This is a genomic window from Paenibacillus sp. FSL L8-0663 (assembly GCF_038008125.1).
Taxonomy (GTDB): Bacteria; Bacillota; Bacilli; order Paenibacillales; family Paenibacillaceae; genus Paenibacillus; species Paenibacillus polymyxa_D.
The window spans coordinates 1,015,744-1,036,690 of sequence record NZ_JBBOYM010000001.1 but is presented as its reverse complement, the minus strand read 5'-3'; the positions used below and the strand labels follow the sequence as shown (position 1 = coordinate 1,036,690).

15 protein-coding genes and 1 riboswitch are annotated in these 20,947 nt (G+C 47.6%); all 15 genes read right to left on the bottom strand.

The annotated features are described in order from the left end of the window. Positions 1–165 precede the first annotated feature (165 nt). The 15 genes from MKY75_RS04610 to MKY75_RS04540 all read right to left on the bottom strand — a co-directional run bounded on the left by MKY75_RS04610 (position 166) and on the right by MKY75_RS04540 (position 20,932). Complete coding sequence (locus MKY75_RS04610; RefSeq protein WP_340884470.1) at positions 166–1,149, bottom strand: Gfo/Idh/MocA family protein; 984 nt, start codon at positions 1,147–1,149, stop codon at positions 166–168. A 200-nt stretch (positions 1,150–1,349) separates the two neighbouring features. Further along, a complete protein-coding gene (locus MKY75_RS04605; RefSeq protein ID WP_340884466.1) occupies positions 1,350–1,844 on the bottom strand; it encodes a GNAT family N-acetyltransferase in 495 nt (164 codons plus the stop codon). A 230-nt stretch (positions 1,845–2,074) separates the two neighbouring features. Then, a complete protein-coding gene (locus MKY75_RS04600) occupies positions 2,075–7,042 on the bottom strand; it encodes a DUF4132 domain-containing protein (RefSeq protein WP_340884464.1) in 4,968 nt (1,655 codons plus the stop codon). Positions 7,043–7,057: 15 nt separating this feature from the next. Next, positions 7,058–7,477: a hypothetical protein gene (locus MKY75_RS04595; protein WP_165150009.1), complete on the bottom strand. Its 420-nt coding sequence runs from the start codon at positions 7,475–7,477 to the stop codon at positions 7,058–7,060. A gap of 345 nt (positions 7,478–7,822) precedes the next feature. Further along, positions 7,823–8,680, bottom strand: a complete 858-nt coding sequence (locus tag MKY75_RS04590; RefSeq protein WP_039272474.1) for a MetQ/NlpA family ABC transporter substrate-binding protein — start codon at positions 8,678–8,680, stop codon at positions 7,823–7,825. Positions 8,681–8,882: 202 nt separating this feature from the next. Next, a complete protein-coding gene (locus MKY75_RS04585; protein ID WP_039272472.1) occupies positions 8,883–9,554 on the bottom strand; it encodes a methionine ABC transporter permease in 672 nt (223 codons plus the stop codon). After that, positions 9,547–10,272: a methionine ABC transporter ATP-binding protein gene (locus MKY75_RS04580; RefSeq protein ID WP_069012919.1), complete on the bottom strand. Its 726-nt coding sequence runs from the start codon at positions 10,270–10,272 to the stop codon at positions 9,547–9,549. The genes MKY75_RS04585 and MKY75_RS04580 overlap by 8 nt, the downstream gene beginning before the upstream one ends. A gap of 139 nt (positions 10,273–10,411) precedes the next feature. After that, the gene (locus MKY75_RS04575; protein WP_039272469.1) at positions 10,412–11,203 is read right to left on the bottom strand and encodes an energy-coupling factor transporter transmembrane component T family protein; all 792 of its coding nucleotides are present in this window, start codon (positions 11,201–11,203) and stop codon (positions 10,412–10,414) included. After that, entirely contained in the window at positions 11,178–12,629 is a 1,452-nt protein-coding gene (locus tag MKY75_RS04570; protein ID WP_165150005.1) for an ABC transporter ATP-binding protein, read from the bottom strand. Before MKY75_RS04570 ends, MKY75_RS04575 begins: the two co-directional genes overlap by 26 nt. Then, positions 12,629–13,225, bottom strand: coding sequence for an ECF transporter S component (locus MKY75_RS04565; RefSeq protein ID WP_029517589.1), 597 nt, complete (start codon positions 13,223–13,225; stop codon positions 12,629–12,631). The genes MKY75_RS04570 and MKY75_RS04565 overlap by 1 nt, the downstream gene beginning before the upstream one ends. 250 nt (positions 13,226–13,475) lie before the next feature. Continuing rightward, positions 13,476–13,585, bottom strand: a riboswitch (TPP riboswitch). 43 nt (positions 13,586–13,628) lie between these two features. Further along, positions 13,629–14,426 carry a TatD family hydrolase gene (locus MKY75_RS04560; protein ID WP_029517590.1) on the bottom strand — a complete coding sequence of 266 codons (798 nt, stop codon included), beginning with the start codon at positions 14,424–14,426 and terminating at the stop codon, positions 13,629–13,631. A 20-nt stretch (positions 14,427–14,446) separates the two neighbouring features. Next, complete coding sequence (locus tag MKY75_RS04555; RefSeq protein WP_029517591.1) at positions 14,447–17,056, bottom strand: polynucleotide kinase-phosphatase; 2,610 nt, start codon at positions 17,054–17,056, stop codon at positions 14,447–14,449. Beyond that, entirely contained in the window at positions 17,053–18,504 is a 1,452-nt protein-coding gene (locus MKY75_RS04550; protein ID WP_165150001.1) for a 3' terminal RNA ribose 2'-O-methyltransferase Hen1, read from the bottom strand. The genes MKY75_RS04555 and MKY75_RS04550 overlap by 4 nt, the downstream gene beginning before the upstream one ends. A 21-nt stretch (positions 18,505–18,525) precedes the next feature. Next, complete coding sequence (locus MKY75_RS04545; RefSeq protein WP_029517593.1) at positions 18,526–19,344, bottom strand: nucleotidyltransferase domain-containing protein; 819 nt, start codon at positions 19,342–19,344, stop codon at positions 18,526–18,528. 19 nt (positions 19,345–19,363) lie between these two features. Continuing rightward, positions 19,364–20,932 carry a hypothetical protein gene (locus tag MKY75_RS04540; protein ID WP_029517594.1) on the bottom strand — a complete coding sequence of 523 codons (1,569 nt, stop codon included), beginning with the start codon at positions 20,930–20,932 and terminating at the stop codon, positions 19,364–19,366. Positions 20,933–20,947: the final 15 nt, after the last annotated feature.

Genomic DNA, 20,947 nt, shown 5'->3' with positions numbered 1-20,947 from the left:
CACAAAAAATGATTCATATGTCCCACTCTAGATTTACTCATATGGCGTTACCTAGCGTGCGACCAAAGTCGCTATTTGGGAATTGGAAAGACTTATGTATACAAAAATAACGCTCACAAACAAAAAAATTCCAGAGAACCTGAAAGGTCCCTGGAATGAATATGATTATTCAAACGGATACCGAAGTCCCCACTGTGAACGAATCTGATCCATCAGTTTCATAATTCCTAATGATTCATCTAAAGAAATAGTAGAACTTTCGAGCAAACCTTCGTTCAAGCAACGCCCGACTTCTTCTGCTTCAAAGGCATAGCCTGTAGAGGATCGGTCATCCTGAAAGTGTTGTGCCTCTTCACCGTCCACAACTAAAGTAGCCGATGTGCTGTTTAGGAATGACGGAATGTGAATATAGCCCTTGGTTCCATGGATGTATGCCTCATTCGTCAATCCGAGACGGACTGCCCCGTTAAGCATAGCCGTGCGTCCTTGTCCATAATCCAGCAAGATCGAAAATGTCTCGTCAACGCCTGTCTCCCCGATATGAGCAGTGCTCCATACATGCTCAGGTTCAGGACCGAAGACCATTGAAGCAAAAGAAACCGGATAAATTCCTGCATCTAACAGAGCACCTCCGCCCAGCTCAAGGTTCAAAAGCCGGCCCTCCGGGTTCCAATCTACCCGAAAACCAAATTCTGCCTTAACCAGCTTTACCTCGCCAATGTGTCCCGCATGTATCCACTCCTGCACTTGGCGAATCGGAGGCAAAAAACGTGTCCACATTGCTTCCATCAGGAATAACTTACGCTCACGTGCAAAGCCGATCAGTTCCTCCAATTCTTTGCTATTAACGGTGAAGGGTTTCTCACACAAGACTGCTTTGCCCGCCCGAAGAGCTGTCAGAACATTTTCTTTATGAAAAGGATGAGGAGTCCCTACGTAAATAGCATCTACCTCGGGATCTTGTGCTAATTCCTCATAGCTTCCGTAAGCCTGTGAAATTTGATGTTTAGCTGCAAATTCGGTAGCGCTTTCAATAGTGCGTGATCCAACAGCATACCCTTCTCCATTCGTAACATGCGCCAAATCCGCCACAAATTGATCTGAGATCCAGCCTGTGCCGACAATTCCCCATTTAATCTTTTTGCTCATACTTGTGTCCCTCCCAGCAATTTGGTTAACGTTGACTTACAACATACCCTTTTATTCTAGCAAACGCCTGTCCTAAACAAAAGAAATTCCTGCTCAGCGATAGTTTATATTGCGGCTTGGCAGCAAGACGACACGGCGGCCACTAAGTCACACATTTTGAACTGGAATTTCCCTCAGCATCGTCTTGGTTCAGGATCATTTTATTGAATAATGTATCTGTAAAACTTTTTATCCACTTTCATGACTGGAAAACCAATCGGCAATTCTCCTGGATCTACACTAACAAATCCATTCTTCTCATAAAATCGATGAGCTGCTACGAATTGTGGTGTTGTTCCAAGATAGATTTCTTTAATAGACCTTTCCTTAGCCCATCCTATGGCATGATGCAATAATTGATTCGAAATATTGAATGTTTTACCTCTATAATTTTGTTTTACAAACATCTTTCTGAGTGCTGCCTTACGGTCCCCAATATCTAACAAAGCTACAGTCCCCACTACGGTTCCTTCACGAAGAGCCACCCAGAAGTTGCCATTACCACGCTGATAAAAGTTTTCAATATCAAGCAAATCTGGCTGATCTTCTTTGGTTATGGCGATATTATATTCATCTTTTTGAATATGTAAAATTAAATCGACAACTTGTGATTGATACTCGGTTGAGTACTCTTTTAGAAAGATACTTTTAAACATCGTTATGTTCTCCTATGATCGTCAATTGTTATACTGTTAGATTTCCATCAAACCACAGAACCTAAAATATTACCCATATCTCCTTATTCGTGCTTGATAAACGCTCAATATTAAATAACTCAACCTCCGCAACTAAACTAAGTTTCCACCTACACAGTCGAGGATTTGAAACCATTGTCTAGATGCGAACGTTGAGTTCATTATAAATCTATATACATCAGAATTCTATTCTACGCTTGAAGCTGTGTAAGAATTTGCGGGTCCTTGATCTTCTGATCCTCGGCCAACAACACTATTTTGGATAAAATCTCGGCTGTTCTTGGGTCTTCGTCCAGAAACGGCAGGAAGATGCGTCCACGATGCTGCGAATGCACCGGAATAATATGCAGCGCTCCCTTCGCTTGCTTATAGACACCCCCGCTTCCCAAATGCACAGCATATTCGCCAAGAGTCCCATCTACACGTGCATAATCCCCATCCACGCGTACATTGCTAATTTTCAGCAGGCGAAGTGATTCCTGCACAATGACCCTACGCATTTCAATCGTCGTCAGACTGGCCTCTGGATCAACGCCGCCTACATGGGCAACACTGACGACCAGATCCACGTCCCGCATAACTTCGGAGAACAGAACAGGAGGAACTTCGTCCAACGGTACGCTCTTATACGTTGTCCGATCAAAGAACTGCACGGTCTCCAGCGTAGGAGCCTCGGTATCTGCTGGTGAGAACCAGTCCGCCATGGCATACAGGTTGGCAATCAGATTCTCAGCATAGTACACCTTCTGGAGTCCATCCTCATAGCTGACCGTCCATTGGCGACCTTTCAATAGGGATACCGTCTTATTCGGCTGTACCTGGTGTCCCGCATATCGACGGGAAACGGTCGCGTTGGCACGTTCATCAGCATTCAGCAGGTACAGCTCACGGAACACCTGCTTAAATGGCTGGCGTATCTGACGGTCGAATAAGTCCTTCTGGAAGTCGCTCCAACGACCACTTTCGAACAAGTGAAGGGGGTGAGCGATAATCAGCTTATCCTCTTCTCCTATAGAATGCTGTTCAGCAGAAGGATCAGTCAACACCAACGTATCCCCATTAAAATATCCGAGGTGCTCGCCAGCCTTGAAAACCAGTGTCCGCACCAACGGAGCAAGCACAGGATTACCCAGCAATCCTCTCAATTCCTTCACCATAAAGGTCGTGCCAGACTCCATAGAGCGCTCCAATTCCTTCCGAGCTCTGCGATACTGATCCACCAGATCTCCTTTAAGCTCCTTCAATGCCGTGATATACTCATCCTTCTTGAAACGAGCCGGAATGGATTTCAGCGTCTTGCCTTTGCTTACAATTTCAATATCTGCCGCTCCTTCATCATCAATGACGAGCTGCACCGTTGTAGCCTCGTCCAAAGCATGTGGCTCAAAATAAGACCGGAGATCATCCAGCTTGCGAGCCTCCATGTCCCAGACGAGACGGGTTACGTCATCATAACCTGCGTTACGCGCCAAATTCCCGAGCGCAATCCGCGAAACCAGTGCCTCACTGGCCTTACGCTGTGCCCCAAATTTTTTGCTTTGTTCCAGAAACCTTTGGATAAAATCATAACGTTCGCGTACATCTGGTTCAGGTGGCTGAGCAAGTGGAATCAAACTGTAGGTCAGCAAATGGTCTTTGTTTCGCTTGTCTTCCACTGATTTTTCCATTTCACTCCGTTTGAGCTTACCCAGCGTCGCATCCGCAAACAACTGGGATCGACGATGATTGGCTCCAGCCGAAATATACTTGGCACAATCGTACAGCAGATCAAAACGTTCCTCGCCCAACGTCTCATAAGCCTCATGAAACCAGTGAATATCGAAGGCACCATCATTAAAATCTTGCGGAGCAATCGGCGAGTAATGAGCTACAATCGTTTCCTTCTCGGCCGAAAAACCTTCATTGATATGCGCATGGAAATACCATGCCGCACTGCGAAGTCCTTCCCATCCGAGATAACCCGCTACAATCTCAATCCACTGCGGGGCATACATTGCCGCCTCCAGCAGACGTTTATCTGTAATTTTAGTGTCCTTTAACTTTTCCTTGAGCAACGTGGCATCCTCGCCATCATTCGGATAACATGCCTTGAGCAAGTGACTGAACGATTCCTTTTTGGTAATACGATCACCGTAACCGTACACATAACCACGCACGAATGTTTCCTTGTCGAGACCCTCCAGAATACGGATAAAATAATCCATGCCTTCAATCCGGTTCAAGCCCATAACCTTTGGCGTAGCCTCGGTAGGCAAATCGCCTCGAACCAATTCAACCTCTAACAGTCGATCAATAACCGTACGGCGTATCTCCAAAAATTCTGGGTTGCTAGAAATCCATGTATTGCGGACATTGGTTAAGGTACTCATATGTCTTCTGCTTTCACTACCGGCCAGCAGTTCCCGATATACTTCCCCTACACCGATCAACCCTTTTTCATAGGCTTTGAAATAATCCTCCAGATCCAGCGGAGAATAAAAACGATTTTCCGCTCCTGGCAGTTCTGCGTAGTTCACAAAAGTATGGAAAAAGCGCTTAAAGGACTCATTATCATGAACCTGCCCCTTCTCCAGCGCCACCCACGGGCCGGACAATAGATGGAGCATTCCCAAATCCTCTGCTGGTCTGTCCTTAGGCACGCACTGCATTAGTGAATTTAAAGCAAGGTCAATTACGTCAAATGTTTGGTCACCGGATGTGTCCATAAAATAAGCATTAACTAATGTGCTTACCTGATCGGAGTAGGTCAGCTCTGCCATCCATCTTTGAACCTCGTTAATCCGATCCACAGGATACATTTGCTCAGCGAAGTCTTTACGCCATCCTTCCAGCAGCATGTGCTTGCTTAGCTCTGAATAGTCCATTTTAAAAGAAAAGTATCGATAGTAGCGATCCAGCGTTCGGTCCATAGGCTCCAATCGGTCATAAAAAACAAGCTCCAGCAGTTCATGTGCTTCTATGCCGCTTTCCTGCAAATAACGGTCCCACTCCTCATAAAGAGGATATAAAGACAGCCTGGAATCTACTTCTTCATCGACCTGAACCAGCCGTAGAGGGCGAAGGTTCGTCCCAATAAGCAATGTATCTTTGTAGCCTGAATAATATTCCGCTGTATATTCCACATCACGATGATGATGAACAAGCTCATCCAGTCCAGTCAAAAACTGCTTGAGCTTCTCCAATGGACTAACAAAAACATCGGCCAATCTAAAATCATCCAGATCCACTTTCTCTTCCAACCAAGCTTCCTTGACATTCGGATCGTACAGGCCAAAACCGTTAGCCCCTGTATAAGCATCCTCCTGTCCCAGTTTGGACAGCAGTTGCTCCTCTTTGGCGGTAGGTTGCTGTATGATATCCGCCAAAGCCCGCAGGTTTTCATACTGTTCGGCACGATCCGGGTCTGCATATATCTTCGTCAATACCTCCAGTCCACCCAATCGTTGCAGCTCCGCCTTAGCACGCAGCAAGCGTTCCAATGAGCCAGCGAGCGGCTCTTCCGATTGTGAGAGCAACACACCAATGACACTTTGTCGCAATGAGCCCGTCTTGAGCTTTAGTAAGGCTTCCATTTGTTGCATTTCTGGTTCCGACAGCGTCAGCTTACGCGCCTTGGCCACAGCAAACTCACGGATACTCATACTTTTGTCCGACAAACTGGAAAAAATAAAATCACGCTGTACCGTATCCTCAGGATTTTGCACAAAATGGTTCAACAGTTCGCCACGCAGATTAGGGCTAATCTGTTCCTTTAAGGCTATGATTTCCCCAATCCAAGAAGCGTCCATATCATAGCCAGCGAGATATAGCATTTTTTGAATAGGTGCATCTGAGCGGTGATATAGATTTACAAAATCTAGCACCTTGGAGGGCTCGGTGGACTCACCCTTTTTTATATGTACAAACAGGTTATGAAGTCGTTCAAAATCCTTACGCCGCTCCTCTTTGCTCTCCAGCAAAGGAGTGCGCACCACTTTAACGATCCGATCCGCGACTGTCCCGCCTTCTATCCATTCATAAAAATAATTGCTTGTATAGTTCGTCAGAATCCAATATTGAAGCTCCGGATCTGTTTCATCCAGATATTCTCTCGCAATTCCGAGGCGCACATCCTTGTTGTCACTGTTAGACAGTACATACAGTGCTACGATCTTCTGGTAAGTTGCTCCCTGCTCCATGAGTTTCCGAACCTGTCCATACAGATCACGTTCCTCATGTACTGCGGTAGCCCACAAACTCATATACACTTCATTAGCATTTGAGCTGGTCAGCCATTCCTGGCGCAGTTCACTACGAGTCAATGCTTCATATGCCTGCTCGATCAGTTGGCGAACGACCCGTTGATTGGCGGATTCCAAGCCCATTCCCGTCCATACTGCAAGCGCCCGCACTACCGAGCTGTAACGAATGAAGCCTTGGTCGATGATCAACTTTAACAGATATATTAGAGCCTCCGGGGTTCCTTCATCCATTTGTTCCACAATACTTTGGCGCAATCCCTCTTGGAGTTTGGCAGCTGCCAGGAGCTCTCCGATCATGCGATAATTCTCCTCCTGATGACTCAGGAGCATGCCTTTAATCATATTGCGTGTAAGTAACGCCGCCTGATTATCCCCATAAATAATAGCTTTTAGCGCCTCAAGCACCTGTGAATTGCCGTTGTCTAGCTCGTAAGCAATCCAATCACCAATCGTTTCCTGAATCCGGTAATCCCTACCTGATTCATAATCTTTTTTCGTTAAATAATCCATTATAGAGAATCCGATACAGTCCATTCGGATCAACTGCACCATTCTTTTATAAACTCGGGAAGTATGGGCCGTAATATCTGAAGTGCGGAACGGTTTTCGCGCATACCCGGTGCTGTATGGATATTCAGTCACATGCTCTGTTAGATGTGCGAATACATCGCCCGCTGTTTGTCCAATTAGAGCACGTAATACCTCTGTTAGTGGCTTAAACAGCGGTTCTCCGCTTTCTGTCGCCCGTTCTTTTAATATTCGCTGACATTCGTTAAATGGCTCCTCGTTCTCCTGTATGTAATGAAGCTTACTCAGTTCCACAACATACTGAGCCAACTCCTGTTGTTGTCCCTCCAGTTGCGCCGCGCGCTCCTTCAGTGTGGTGAAATATTCTTGCTCATTGTTCTCTCGATGCATATTTCATTTCCCCCTCTACCATAGGCCTCCAGCCAGCATTGTGAAGCGTATAAATACAATTTCATTCCCATCCTTAAGTGCCAAAGGAGCATCCAGTTCAATAGTTTCCTCGTCACACACAAAAACTCTGTATAAACCATCTTCAAAGGCCTGCATCGCTGTGTTCACAGCATCCTTAATATCCGGGACACCATCATTATATACGGAACCGAATCCTACTTTGCCTATCTCGCCTTGTGCCTCAACTTCCTCTCCCGTGAGGAATGGAATCAGCGCGACACTCTCCTGCTTATCCCGCAGCTTTTGAACATTCAAAGCAACGGTTGCAGTAATCAAATCTCGCAATGTTTTTGGAGCAGGACTCAGTTCTATTTCCTGTCGTGCGAGTGCGGGCTTGCGTTTTCCCAGACTTTTTACAGTTACAAGCAGCTTCATGTCGTTCCCCTTCCTTTTTATTCACGCTTTTGACCCGTTGTCAGCTGAATTTTTTGACCCATTTAAAACACCGTTAACGAAATCGAAAACGAATGTTTGTTCGTATATTTATTTTAATAGGTTCCTTATCATTACTCCATCACCCTTTATGACCAAAATTCATAATGCTGTAATACACTAAAATCTTAAAAAATAAGACTTTGTACCCTGATTTCGATGAAATTTATCCATATTAAGGATGAAAAAGAAAAAAACCTGCACAAGGGAGACCATCTGCTCTTCACAGACTTCACTCCATTATACAGGTCAAATATCATCATAAATAATGTTTCAATACTTATTTAATTAAAATGCTGGAACAACGCTATCCTTGTAATTGTCCTCAAAAAATTTACGCACTTCCGGTCCGGTCATTCGCTTTGCCAGCTTTTGAATGGCATCGGAATCTGCATTATCCTTACGCGCTACCAGATTAATGGCAAAGTGCGTATCGTCTTTTTCGGTAATCAGCGCGTCCTTCTTCGGTGTCAGACCGAGCGGCTTGGCATATGCGGGATACATGGCAGCCATGTCCACATCATCCAGTGAGCGCGCCAGCATCAACAAATCCACTTCTTTAAACACAAACTTTTTCTTATTCTCAATAATATCAGCCTGTGTAGCATTATAGCCTACGCCTTCTTTAAGCTTGATCAAACCGTTTTGCTCCATCATTACCAAAGAACGTCCTGTATTGGCCGGGTCATTGGCAATGGCAATAGTCGCACCTTCGGGCAGGTCTTTAACGTTCTTGTATTTTTTGGAGTACGCACCATAAATGGCGTTGTAAATTGGTTTTATCGCTACCAAATCAGACTTGTTGCTTTCATTATATTGTTGCATAAAAGGAGCATGCTGAAAGAAGTTAGCATCCACTTCATGGCTTGCCAATGCGTTGTTCGGTTGGATATTGTCTGAAAGCACGACGATTTCCAGATTGACTCCGTCCTGTTTAAGCAGCGGCTTCACGATATCCAGCACATCTGTCATCGGTGGGATGAGCGTCGCTATTTTCAGGGTCACTTCTTTTTGGGAAGTCGCTTCTTTAGACTGTGTTTCTTGTGTAGCCTGCTTTTGACCACCGCATCCGGCAACCAGTAGCATAACGACAGCAAATAGTGTAAGTAATTTCAAGTTCGTTTTCATGTTGTTTTTCCGACTCATTCGATGTGGAACCTCCAAAATTAGTTGTGATCGGGAAGATAAAAATGAGTTACAGCATAGCCGCTTCGCGTGCAGATTGTTCTTCCGATCGCTGACGCTTCTCCAGAACAATTCTGCCCGCTCCGCTTTGGAGGCACTGTAAAGTCATTTTTATTTCCCATAGTGGGCGGTGCAAGTGTTAATGAAGAGATTCATAAACCATTTACCGCTTGTCGATCCGGCGGGATATGGTGCTTCCAGTGAACTGGATCGTTTGTACGAAAATAATCATGACGACGATGGTGAACGCCATCAAGCCTGTTTCAAAACGCTGGTAACCGTAGCGGATGGCAAAATCGCCTACCCCGCCACCGCCCACAATGCCCATCACCGTGGAGTAGGAGATGAAGCTAATGGTGGACGTGGTCAAACCCAGTACAAGCCCAGAACGAGCTTCCACGTACAGAAATTTGAAGATAAGCTGAAGAGTGGATGCCCCCATAGAAGTAGCGGCTTCAATTACACCCTTCGGCACCTCAAGCAATGATTGCTCCACCAGCCTCGAATAATAGGCGATGGCCACCACTGACAAGGGAACCGTAGCAGCCATCGTACCCAGCGCCGTCCCTACGACCAGACGTGTAAATGGAATCATAAACACGACGAGCAGCAAAAACGGGAACGAGCGAATGACATTGACCACACTGTTCAATAGGGTGAACAGCAGTCGATTTTCATATTTTTGCCCTTTGCCGCACAAATACAAAATCGTTCCTGCCGGAAGCCCTAACAGTACAGCTGCTGCGATAGAAATCCCCACCATAATAAACGTCTCTCCGATGGCTTTCCATATCTCAGACTGATATTGCGCAATGATGTTCAGCATTTCATTCATCAGCTTCACCTGCTTTCGCTGTTGAACCTACCGCAGCGTCAGCTACACGTTGCGTGGAAAGCAGCTGTCCATCCCGCATTTCTGATACATGGGTACAAATGTTGCGTACCACGTCCATATCGTGCGTTACAATTACAATGGTAACTCCCAGTTCACGGTTGATCTCCCGTAACACGCCCAGAATATCCGCGGTCGTCTGCGGATCAAGCGCCGAGGTCGGCTCATCACACAGCAGCACCGCAGGTCGATTCGCCAGCGCTCTGGCTATCGCTACACGTTGCTTTTGGCCTCCGCTCAATTGTGCCGGATACTGTTCTGCTTTATCAGCTAAACCGACGAATTGCAGGCATTCGCGCACACGTTCTGCTCTCTCTTTTTTCGCGACACCTGACAGCTCCAACGGCATTGCTACATTTCCACTGACCGTCCGATTGTGAACAAGATGATAATGCTGAAAAATCATCCCTATGGATCGCCGCGCTTCACGGAGACGTTTTTCCGGCATGCGAGTCAGATCTTCCCCGTTCACAACCACGTTTCCCTCATCCGGCCTTTCCAATACATTCATCAACCGGAGCAAGGTAGACTTACCGGCACCGCTGGCACCTATAATACCGTGGATTTCCCCCTCCTCCACTTGAAGGGACACGGATTGAACCGCATGAAATTGGCCGCTTGAGGTGGTATAATGCTTGTTTACCTGATGCAGCGTAATCATGAAACCTGGCCTCCTGATGATCCATTTCTCAGGGAAAATGTAATAAGCCCGCCAGCCCAGGCGGGTCTGTACGAGCCGTCAATTCCCATTGCATTAATATACCACAGAGCAGAAAACGGGCAAAGCCTTTTGACAACAATTAACGTACATCCCACACCCCTACATAAGGAAAGCAAATCCCAAGTCCCCAAGCCAGCGTAAGCATGACGACAAAATAGAATATGAATACAATATCTATAGCCGAATAGCCGATCGCATAATAATACGTTCGCTTGGTTTCATTGGTAAAACCCTTGGCTTCCATAGCAATAGCAATGCGCTGAGCACGCCGAATACTTTGAGCGAGTAGCGGAATCGCATACCTGCGAAGCGTGGCATACATATTCCATTTGGACACATGCTGATGTAAACCTCGAATACGGTGGGCTTGTCTCAATGCCTGGAATTCCTCCACCATCATAGGCATCAACCGCATGGCTGCCAAAAAGCTGTATGCATACTTCGGAGGGAGCTTCCATTGCTGCATCAGTGAATAAAAAAGGTCCACTGGACGAGTCGTTAAACCAAACAACAAACCTACCGCAGCCATACTCAGCGCACGAAAGCCCAGATGCATGCCTCGGTAAAAGCTTTCCTGCGTCACATGGATCAAGCCCCATGTCCACCAGGTCGTCACCCCTTTGCCGAACATCATCATGCCCGTTGAAGTTGAAATAAACACCAATATAAAGGGAGACCCGTATAGCAGCAGCCTCTTCCATGGATGGCCTGACCAGACAAGCAGCAACAGCATAGCACACGCAACATTAAACATGACATTCGGATCATGAATGACTATAACGACCACAAACAGGATGGAAAACATCACGAGCTTTAGGCCCGGATTCACGCGATGCAGCCATGTTTTATGATGGGGAAAGGACAGGTTCATACTGTAGTTCCCCTTTCTGAATCCGCCATGTATCGGTACAATATCGACGGACAATTTCCGGGTCATGGGTGACCATCACAATGGCCGTGCCTGCCGCTCTCAGCTGCTCCAACATATCCAGCATGACAAAGGTATTACGCGCATCCTGCCCAAAGGTCGGTTCATCGAGCAGCAGCACTTCCGGCTCACGAATCATAGCCGTAGCAATACTCAACCGCCTTTTTTGGCCTAACGAAAGCTGATACGGATGCCGCTCGTCCAGCCGCTCCAGTCCGAACTGTACGAGCATCCGATCGACCCGTTCCCGGCACTGTTCAACGGTATACAAGCTCTTGGGTAACGAATACTCTAGTTCCTTTCGTACGGTATGCGCTACAAATTGCAGCTCGGGATTTTGAAACGCGAACCCGATACGCTCTGCCAGTTGTTCTGTACTGCCTGCCTCAATTCCGCGCACGCTATAACGTCCCTGTGTGCGAAGTAAGCGCATCATGGAGAGCAGTAGCGAGCTTTTGCCAGCCCCGTTTTCACCAACCACGCCAATCCAGTCGCCAGGCTTCACCTGCGCATGCTCCACATAAATCACTGAACTTAAACCGCGGAGGCCGCTAAAATGTTCCAGCTCCAGCACATCAGTCCCCGCACCATTCTGTTGCGTCACTGCTTCACTCCAACGTGGCGAAGACGCTTCATTCCATACTCCCGGATACCACACGCCGTACTCGGACAATGCCTGCCGGTGCACATGAAATACTTCTTGGGCCCTTCCATCTGCAATGATCTCCCCTTGAGCAGAAAGCACCACAATCCGATCCACATCATGGACAATTTCATTAATTTTATGCTCCACAATCACCAGTGTCTGGTCTACCGAAATGTTGCGAATGGTATCCCACACCTGTGTAGTGCCTTCCTCGTCCAACAAAGCCGTGGGCTCATCCAGAAAAAGCACTTCTGGCTCCATAGCCAGCACAGACGCAATCGCCAGCCGCTGCTTCATTCCCTGTGACATGCTGCCAATGGGCATATGTATATCATCCGTCGATAGACCCACCTGTATCAGCAGCTCGCGAATACGGGATCGCATCTGCTCCCGGGGAACCTGATTATTTTCCAACACAAAAGCCAGTTCCTCATCTGCATATGACATACAGAACTGCGTATCAGGATCTTGAAATACAATACCTGAGACACTTGGGATTACAGCAGCATCGCATTTCATAGGCACTTCTATCGTGCGTGGAATCAGACCGCTTAACACTTGGAGCAGTGTTGATTTACCGCATCCACTCGGTCCCAGTAGCAGCAGCTTTTCCCCCTTGCGGACAGACAAAGACATATTGTGAAAAAGCAGCTCTTGCTCACCGGGGAATTTCAACCGTAGCCGGGTGATCGAAGCCACCACATCTTCGGTTGCCCGGCTCATCAATCCAGCCCCTTATAATCTTGTTCCGTTGCAGGCCTCAAACTTCGCGTGACTCCGGTTACCTCCAATGCCTTAGCCAGATAGAACGCGAATACCCCGGCAATCACAATACTGCCAATCATCCGAAATCCAATATACAAAACATAGTTCCAAGTCGATAGCTGATCAATATACCCGTAGCTGAAGTCTAAAATCAGAGAAGTGACAGCCGCCCCAGCCGCAGCTAGCGAAGCAACCCACAGGTTTGCGTTCCGATACAGAAAAGCCGCAAAAAACAGCTCCGCTCCCAAGCCTTGCAGCAGGCCATAGTACAAGGTGGACATACCCCATTCGCTTCCCAAAAAAGCACTGACCGTTGCCGCTGCCACCTCTGCCAAAATCGCAACACCCGGCTTGCGAATGATGAGATAAGCAAACGTACCTGCCATAAACCACATGCCATACATCAGTTGCTCGGCGTGTAGACCCAATGGTTTCATCAAATCATAGGCAGGTCCCCATATTTTGTAGATCAACCCGAACACAACAGCGATCACAATCGTGACCAAAATATCCGTCAGTTTCAACCCTTTGGACGCTCTTACAGCAGTATTCATTATTGCGTGCTCCCCTTTTTCCTTATAGTTGGCCTCTTGGCCATGAAAAAAAGCTTGTCTGGAGCTGAATCTCCAGGCAAGCTTTATGCGCAGTAAAAGGTGAAGCACCATACAAAACATCATTCGTCGATATGCCTTATATAACCAGTAGTCTAAACTACTACACTGATACCCAGCCAAGTCAGGATCAAGGTAAAATGCTAGGACATACATTGAATCTATCGACAACCGCAAAAAAAAGCGGCATTCCTGTATAGTGTTCTTGGTTTCTCTACGCTGGCATTACCCAGATCAGATTTCACGGTCAGTGGCAAGGGCCACCCTCTCAGCCTGACTTTCTCAAGCTCCCGACAATGCTTTTTAATTCACTATAATATATACCACATCTATGGCTTTGACAATCCTATAATCCGAAGAAACGTTTAGCCGTTTCCGTCGTCGCGATTTCGATCTCCATCATGCTTCGACCTGTACATTCGGCTATCGTAGCAGCAATGTGAGCGAGATACATGGGCTCATTACGCCCTTCTTTAGGCTTCACAGGCAAATTACGCGGGGTCAAAAATGGAGCATCCGTTTCAATCATCAGACGGTCCAAGGGAATATCTCTGACCAGTTCACGCAGATGCTTCCCCCGCCGTTCGTCGCAAATCCAGCCGGTGATTCCGATATACAGTCCCATTTCTACATACGTACGCAATTCCTGTTCCGTGCCGGTAAAACAATGCACTACCGCTTTATCGACAAGCCCTTGATACTCCCGAAGCATAGCGACAAAGTCCTCATGTGCATCTCGTTCATGCAGAAATAACGGCATTTTCAGCTCACCCGCCAGTTGGATTTGCTCGCCAAACCATCGGCGCTGCACATCACGTGGCGAAAAATCACGGTTATAGTCCAATCCGCATTCCCCTATGGATACGACCTGCGGCTGACCCGCCAACTGGCGGAGCTGCTGAATCGTGTCTGCACTGCAGTCTTTGGCATCATGGGGATGCACGCCAGCTGTCGCATACAGCTTGCCCGGATAACGCGCTGCATACTGAGAAGCTTCCCGACTGCTGCGGACACTGGTCCCGGTAATAATCAGCGGTGAAATCCCTACAGCCGCGGCTCTCTCTACCACCTGTTCCCGATCTGCATGAAACGAACGATGCATCAAGTTCACACCAATATCAATTAACGGTGTACCCCTTTCCATCTCAATCCCTCCCTCGCAAACTACAATCTTGGATCAATCGGCTCTGATTCCAGAGATAGTGCGGCAAGGACGCATTCATGAATACGATCTACCGTATCCTTGCGGACAAAACGTTCCACGCCTTCCATACCAAGCGCTCCTTCCATCAGGGCATGACGCTCCTTTTTGTTCGTTCGACGCTGCTTCAGACGCTTTAAATTCTCAGGGGCAAGATAATCCATACCGTAAATGATGTGCAAATACTTCCGGCCTCTCACCTTGATTGCAGGCTGAATCATCTTGTCCCGATTTTTCATCAAAAAGCGTTCCGGCTTGATCACAATCCCCTCATGACCATCCTCTGTCATCTCGTTCCACCAACGAATGACCTCTTCCTCGCTTGCTTCGTCCGTGATCACGCGATACTCTGTCTCCATAAACAGGGAAGACAGCCCAGCCAGCTCCCGGTTTTGCTCCATATGCCAAATATGAGAATGGTCGAAAAAAGTCTTTCCGCTGTGTGCCAGCGTATGAAACGGTGCGATACGAATCTCATCCAGACCGTCCACATCCCAGCAATATTTTTGAAAAGCCTCTTGAAACGTCACGGCATTCGCGTACTTCTGTTCCATTTCCTCCAACCAGTCTCCAACCTCTCGGCCCGCAACCTTCGCCTGCTTCAGCTTGTCTACCAGCTTACTGCGATCCAGCAGAGCTGCTTCACCCACATGCGCATACTGTGCAGCAATCAATTCCCGAGCCTTGAGATTCCACGGTACAATTTCCGCATCCAGCAACACAAAATCCGTCTGGTTCCGTTCAAAATATCCGGCAGTCCGTAGATCCACATTCAGCTTTTCCAGCACTTGCTTCCCAAGGCTTTGTTCAAAGAAAGCTCTCCCGCTCCGACTGTAGATCGTGCCCAATGTCGGGTAGCCTACATACTCGACAGCGGCCTGTTCGTTTTTGAATAATAGCAAAATAGCCCGGCTACCCATATGTTTTTTCTCAGCCACCATCGTTTGTACCCCTTGCCCGCGATAATAAGCCAGCGCTTCACGCGGATGCTCCAGATAACCTTCCTCTGCAGACACCGCTGGAGCAGGACTCATGGTCGGTGGAATATACACCAGTTCCTCTATCGGTACTGTCACATGTGACACGGCATCTATAGCGGTTTTGACCGATTCTCCTTGAACGCGCACTTCGCCATACGATTCCGTCAGTACACTGTAACCAGCGATGAGCTTGCGTAAATTCGGCGGGGAAAACCGTTTTCTCTGCCACCGGACAAGTGGGCTATCGGGATCATTCGCATAATTCTCATGTGCCGGAACGCTGACAAATTCCTTTTCCGGAAAACGATAAGCGGTCAGCATACCGCCAAATACCACACCCTGATCAATATTCACCGTCTGATTCACAAGGGTAGGCTGCGGTCTAGGATCATGTCCCCATACTACTATTTCTCCCGATTCATGGTCTACGAACCAATCTTTGCGGATTGGTTTTCCGTCTGCATCCTGTCCTTCCGTATCTCCATAACGGCAATAATCAGAAATACGTGCCGACTGTTTGCCGATAAAATGATCCTTAATCCCCGCATGAGCCACGACCACGTGTCGCAATCCATTCCTGCCAAAAATAAGATGTGAGGGTGCATGTAGCAGAAAATCCCTTAACTCGCTTCTAAGCTGTTCCGCCGCTGCCTTGCCCGCTTTTTGTTCATACTGGGCCAGTTCCTCTGCAAATCGTTCATCCCCATGACTGAGAGTCACCTTTCTTCCATCAAGGTAACGGCCGATTTTCCAGCCATGATTGCTGTCAATCATATACGCTAGTCCAGCATCCACGTGCTTTTTCCAGAACTGCACCGCTTGTAACGATTTGGGGCCACGGCTCATCACATCCCCGACAGATACCAGTCTTCTGCCATCTGGATGATGGTATAGTCCTTCCGTATCTTCCGTATATCCTAGCCGCTCTATCACTTCCAGCATCTCACGGTAGCACCCATGGATATCACCAATGATGTCAATACCTGAGCCAATCTCATGAAACAGTGGCTGCGCACGGCGAACAAAATTCATTTCTTCTATATCCTTAAGGATATAGCAAGCGTTAAAGCCTTCCTCACGGATCCCACGCAGGTTCCGCTTTAACAGCTGTGCCTGCTGCTTGACCCGTTGGCGGCCACGCGGATGCTCCCTGCCTAAATCACGTTCCAGCAGCACAGCTTCGGATACATCCAGTACCAAAGCCATTACAGGAACATGCGCCTTGGCTGCCAACTGTACATATTTTTGACGGTCCTCAGCATACAAATGGGTGGCATCCACAACCGTCAGCTTATTCAAGCGACAGCGCATAGCCAGAATCGTATCCATCGCCTCAAACGCCTTGGCTGACATTTGCTGATACTCATAGAACAGTACGTCCGATTCCAGTCTTGGAAGTCCACTCCAGTCTATAAATTCCGTATCTCCGACCAGCTTGCGAAAATGATCCGAGGATACCACTTCTGTCTCCAGCAGAATCCCTTCGCTCACCAGCTTGTCTAATAATGTGGTTTTCCCACTGTTGGAGGCCCCCACCAACACAACCAGTCCAGCATGCGGTAAATGAATCGTACGTTTGGATGAATTGCTCATGCTTCCTTCTGCTCCTTTCTGCGCGTAAATATAGCCATTTGGGTCGGTTGTCCAAAGCCTTCGACCTCTTCTCCGATCCCCTTCAGCGCTACCGAATAAGGAGCTTCCACAATCCACTGCTCACATCGTTCCTGAAACTCGCTTCTACTCCATTCAAAACGGTGATCGCCATGCCGCATCTCTTGCTGATTCATACGATACACTTCATTATATTCACGATTGGGAGTCGTCACGATCAGCACGCCCGGCTGATACTCCGTTACAATCGTCTTCATCACCCGGTTCAGACGATGCTCATCCACATGCTCAATGACCTCACATAGGATCATCACATCTTTTCCCCGCAATTGTTCATCATAATAAAAGAGAGAGCCCATCATGGGTGTAGGACTGATCGCATCGGCATGCCTTTCCAGCTTGTTAAAACGCTCCACGGCTCTCAACTGTGCATACGCAGACGGCTCCACCGCCCAAATCTCTTCAACGCCCGTCATTCGGGCCATCCGAGCCGATAGCTTCCCTTCCCCTGAACCCAAATCTACGATTTTCTGTCTGCGAGGCAGCTTGCGAATTACGTCCATAATAGCTTGATACCGCAGCTCATTTAGCCGTACTGTAGGCTGTTGCTTCCCTTCCTCATGTGGCTGTTCTGGCTGTTGAATCTGTTCGTGCTTATCCTTTTGAGCTTGGACAGTATCCTTTTCAATATGTTTTTTAATACCTATTTCATCACAATCAGATTGCTCAAATTGCTCAATCAGATTGGTAAAACGAAGCGTGCGTCGAATGATAAGCTCGCGTAGCGGATGCGCTGACAGCCAGCCTTCACCGTAACGTCTCAGCTTGTCAAACTCTTCTTCACTGATATAGTAGTGCTTATAGTTATCCAACACCGGAATCAACAGCAATAACTGACGTAGCGCATACTGCACCGTCTGATGGCCACTTAACGTGACATATCTGACAGTGCTTCGATTTTTCAGCTGAAAAGAATAGTCTGCTTCCCCTCGTTCTATGTCCACTTGATAGCCCAGCGGAGCAAATAGTCCCTCCACCACAGAATCCGGTAAATCCGAAGCAACAGGCCCAAACGATAACTCCAGCGCGAAAGGATGCGTCACCCATTCTGCATACTCTTCTTTGGGTTTGCCGTTCAGTGCCGTACCAAGCGAGCCACGAATATAGGTGCAAAATAAGCTGCTGGTTACAAACTCCCGGTCATTAATATATTGTGTAATATCATAGCTATCTGGACTGTTTTTGACCAAATCTATCGAATCTGGCGAAGCCTGAATGACGATTTCTGCCTCTTCCTCGGTAAACACGGTGTACACCATGCGTACACGCGCACCCTTTTCCGTGCGATCATACGTATTGTAGGGATTTTTGGCAAGCAAGTGCGAAATCATCCCAGCATTGTTTCCGGTTGCTTTTAGCGTGATGTGCATACTCTACTTCTCCTTCCCAGCTTATACTTTCCATACTTCATTCACCGCAGCGCGGAACATATCATCCAACTGCTGATCACGTCCACTCTCCATATGCTGAAGCAAGGGCGCCTTTTGTTCAAAATAAGCAATTTGCTGCTGGATAAAATCATTCACCACCGAAAGCTGTGGCTCCACATCCAGCTCCTCGCCCGCTTTTTTACGATCAAGCAAATGTTCGATCACCTGATAAAGTTCGGTATGTGCCGGAATGAGTTCCTCTAGCAATTCTACGAATTCCATTGGAGGCATGCTGTTGTGACGTTCAATCCAGCTACAGGCCAGCAACGGGCGCAGCACGTAAAAATACTTTTTAATCTTCACCTGTTCTCCCTGCAAATAATCCCGATAATTTCCCCGCGCCATATTCAGATAATGGTACATGCAGGACTTCGGAGAGAAGGTTAACGGCGAGATCGCACGAATCTGATCAGCCACTGCATATTGCTCCAGATAGGAAATCGGAGATTGCAGCCATTCCAGCAAAGGCGGATTGGATTTGCGAAACAATTGGAGCGCCTTTTTTAAATCCCAGCCGTTTATATCCAGCAAATCGCTGATTGGCCGTTCAATCACATCCCGCTTATCAAAAATAGATAAATACCATTCTATGGGTCTTACATAGATAAATCGTACATCATAGTCACTGTCCTGTGAAGGAAACCCCCACGCCCGACTGCCTGATTCACAGGCGTATACAATGCGCACCTGCTCCGCTTGCTCCAACGCGCGCAGCTCACGCAAAATCGTCTCACGCATTTCCGGTTGAATGAAACCCTGCCCATGCTTCATATCCGTCATGTTGTTCCCTCCCTTATCATTAAAGTATTTCCCGAATCTGTTCTCTAATCGACTCCTCCGTTTCATCTATCGATAAGCGGCGAAGACGCTCTGTCGTTTCCTCTCCCCACATCTCAGAAGGCCATTCCTTGAGTACATGAAGTGCTGCATGACGATTGGAGATCACCGGACTCCAAAGTCCGGCAGCAACTAGCTCTTGTCCCATTCCTTCGTAAGAAGACAATAGCTGAAGCAAAATACCCAGACATTGATGCGCTTCATACTCCGGTCCAAAGCCCGGCACATCAGCAGGACCAGAAGCAATTTCTTCCAGAGGCAAGTGCTTTTCTGCAAAAGCCACCAGCTTACGAGCCCGCTGTTCATCCTCTGTCTTGATGAGTTCAAAGTATAGATTAGGCTTGACTGGATATTTACTTAATTGATCAAATAGCACGGGCCATACATCTAGTGCTAGCATTCGAGCTACGCGAATGGCGCAGTGGAGATGCGGTGAATCTGCATACTGCAGTTCCTGCTCTACCGGCTTCACCCACTGCGGATCGTCCATCATCTGCTGGCATATTGACGCGTAACGTTTACGTAATTCCGGCGTCCATTCATGCTCATAACGTGCCTCCCATGAATCGTCTTCTTCATCGAGAAAATCCGCAATATCCATGATGATCGTAAAATGCTTCACAGTCGTACACATGGTCTTAGCATGGCGAAGGTAGTTGCCTATGACCATAGTGGCATGCTCATAATCGTCTATACTTTCCGCAGGTCCGCCTGCTGCCAGCAAAGCCGATAGAATATCACCCGCCCCGTCAAACAACTCCTGATCAATGTGCGGTACAGCGATGGCTGTATGCAGTTCGCCTTTATGAGCACACTCATAAGCAAGATACTCATACATGACATTGTTGCGGAATCCTTCCCTTAATAACCAGTCACGTATTTCCTGCCGCGCAGGCTCCAGCCGTTCTACTACGTGAATACGTCCCCAGCCATGTACCTGTGAGGCTAAATTATACAATTGTTCGTTGGCCTGCTCCGAAATATTACGGATAGCTACAGCTGCATATAGCGTGAATTCATCATGCTTGGCTAGTGTTAAAATAAGTTCGTGGTGCTGATCCGTCTCCAGTAATCCAAGCAGCGCAATACCGACCTTCACCACATTGCGATGTGCTCCGTGTTCAGCCAGCCAACGTGCTTCCTCATACAATCGATCCGGCTGAATTGCTGGATGCTCGCGCACCGCATCTAGCAGCGGATCAATCAGGCTGAGCGCATTTTCCTCCATCAAGCGTACATACGTCTCACGTCTCGTCTTCATCCCTGGCTTGCGGCATTGTCTGGACAACAACTGCGCCAGATCCTTAATTTTGTCAGTCTCTCCATCTCCGACAGCGCCATGATGCCCAAATGCTCCATCCAATCCTCCTGCCACCCAACGCATCGTGTGACCTGCCCAATATTCTTCATCATCTGGTAAATGATCATCCGTAAGCCTGCCCTGAGGGTCCAGTCCCTGCTTAATCGTTTCATAAATCGAAAGCTTACCTACCCATGGATATAACACTTCATTTTTGCGTCGTCCAAACATGTTGCATCACCCTTC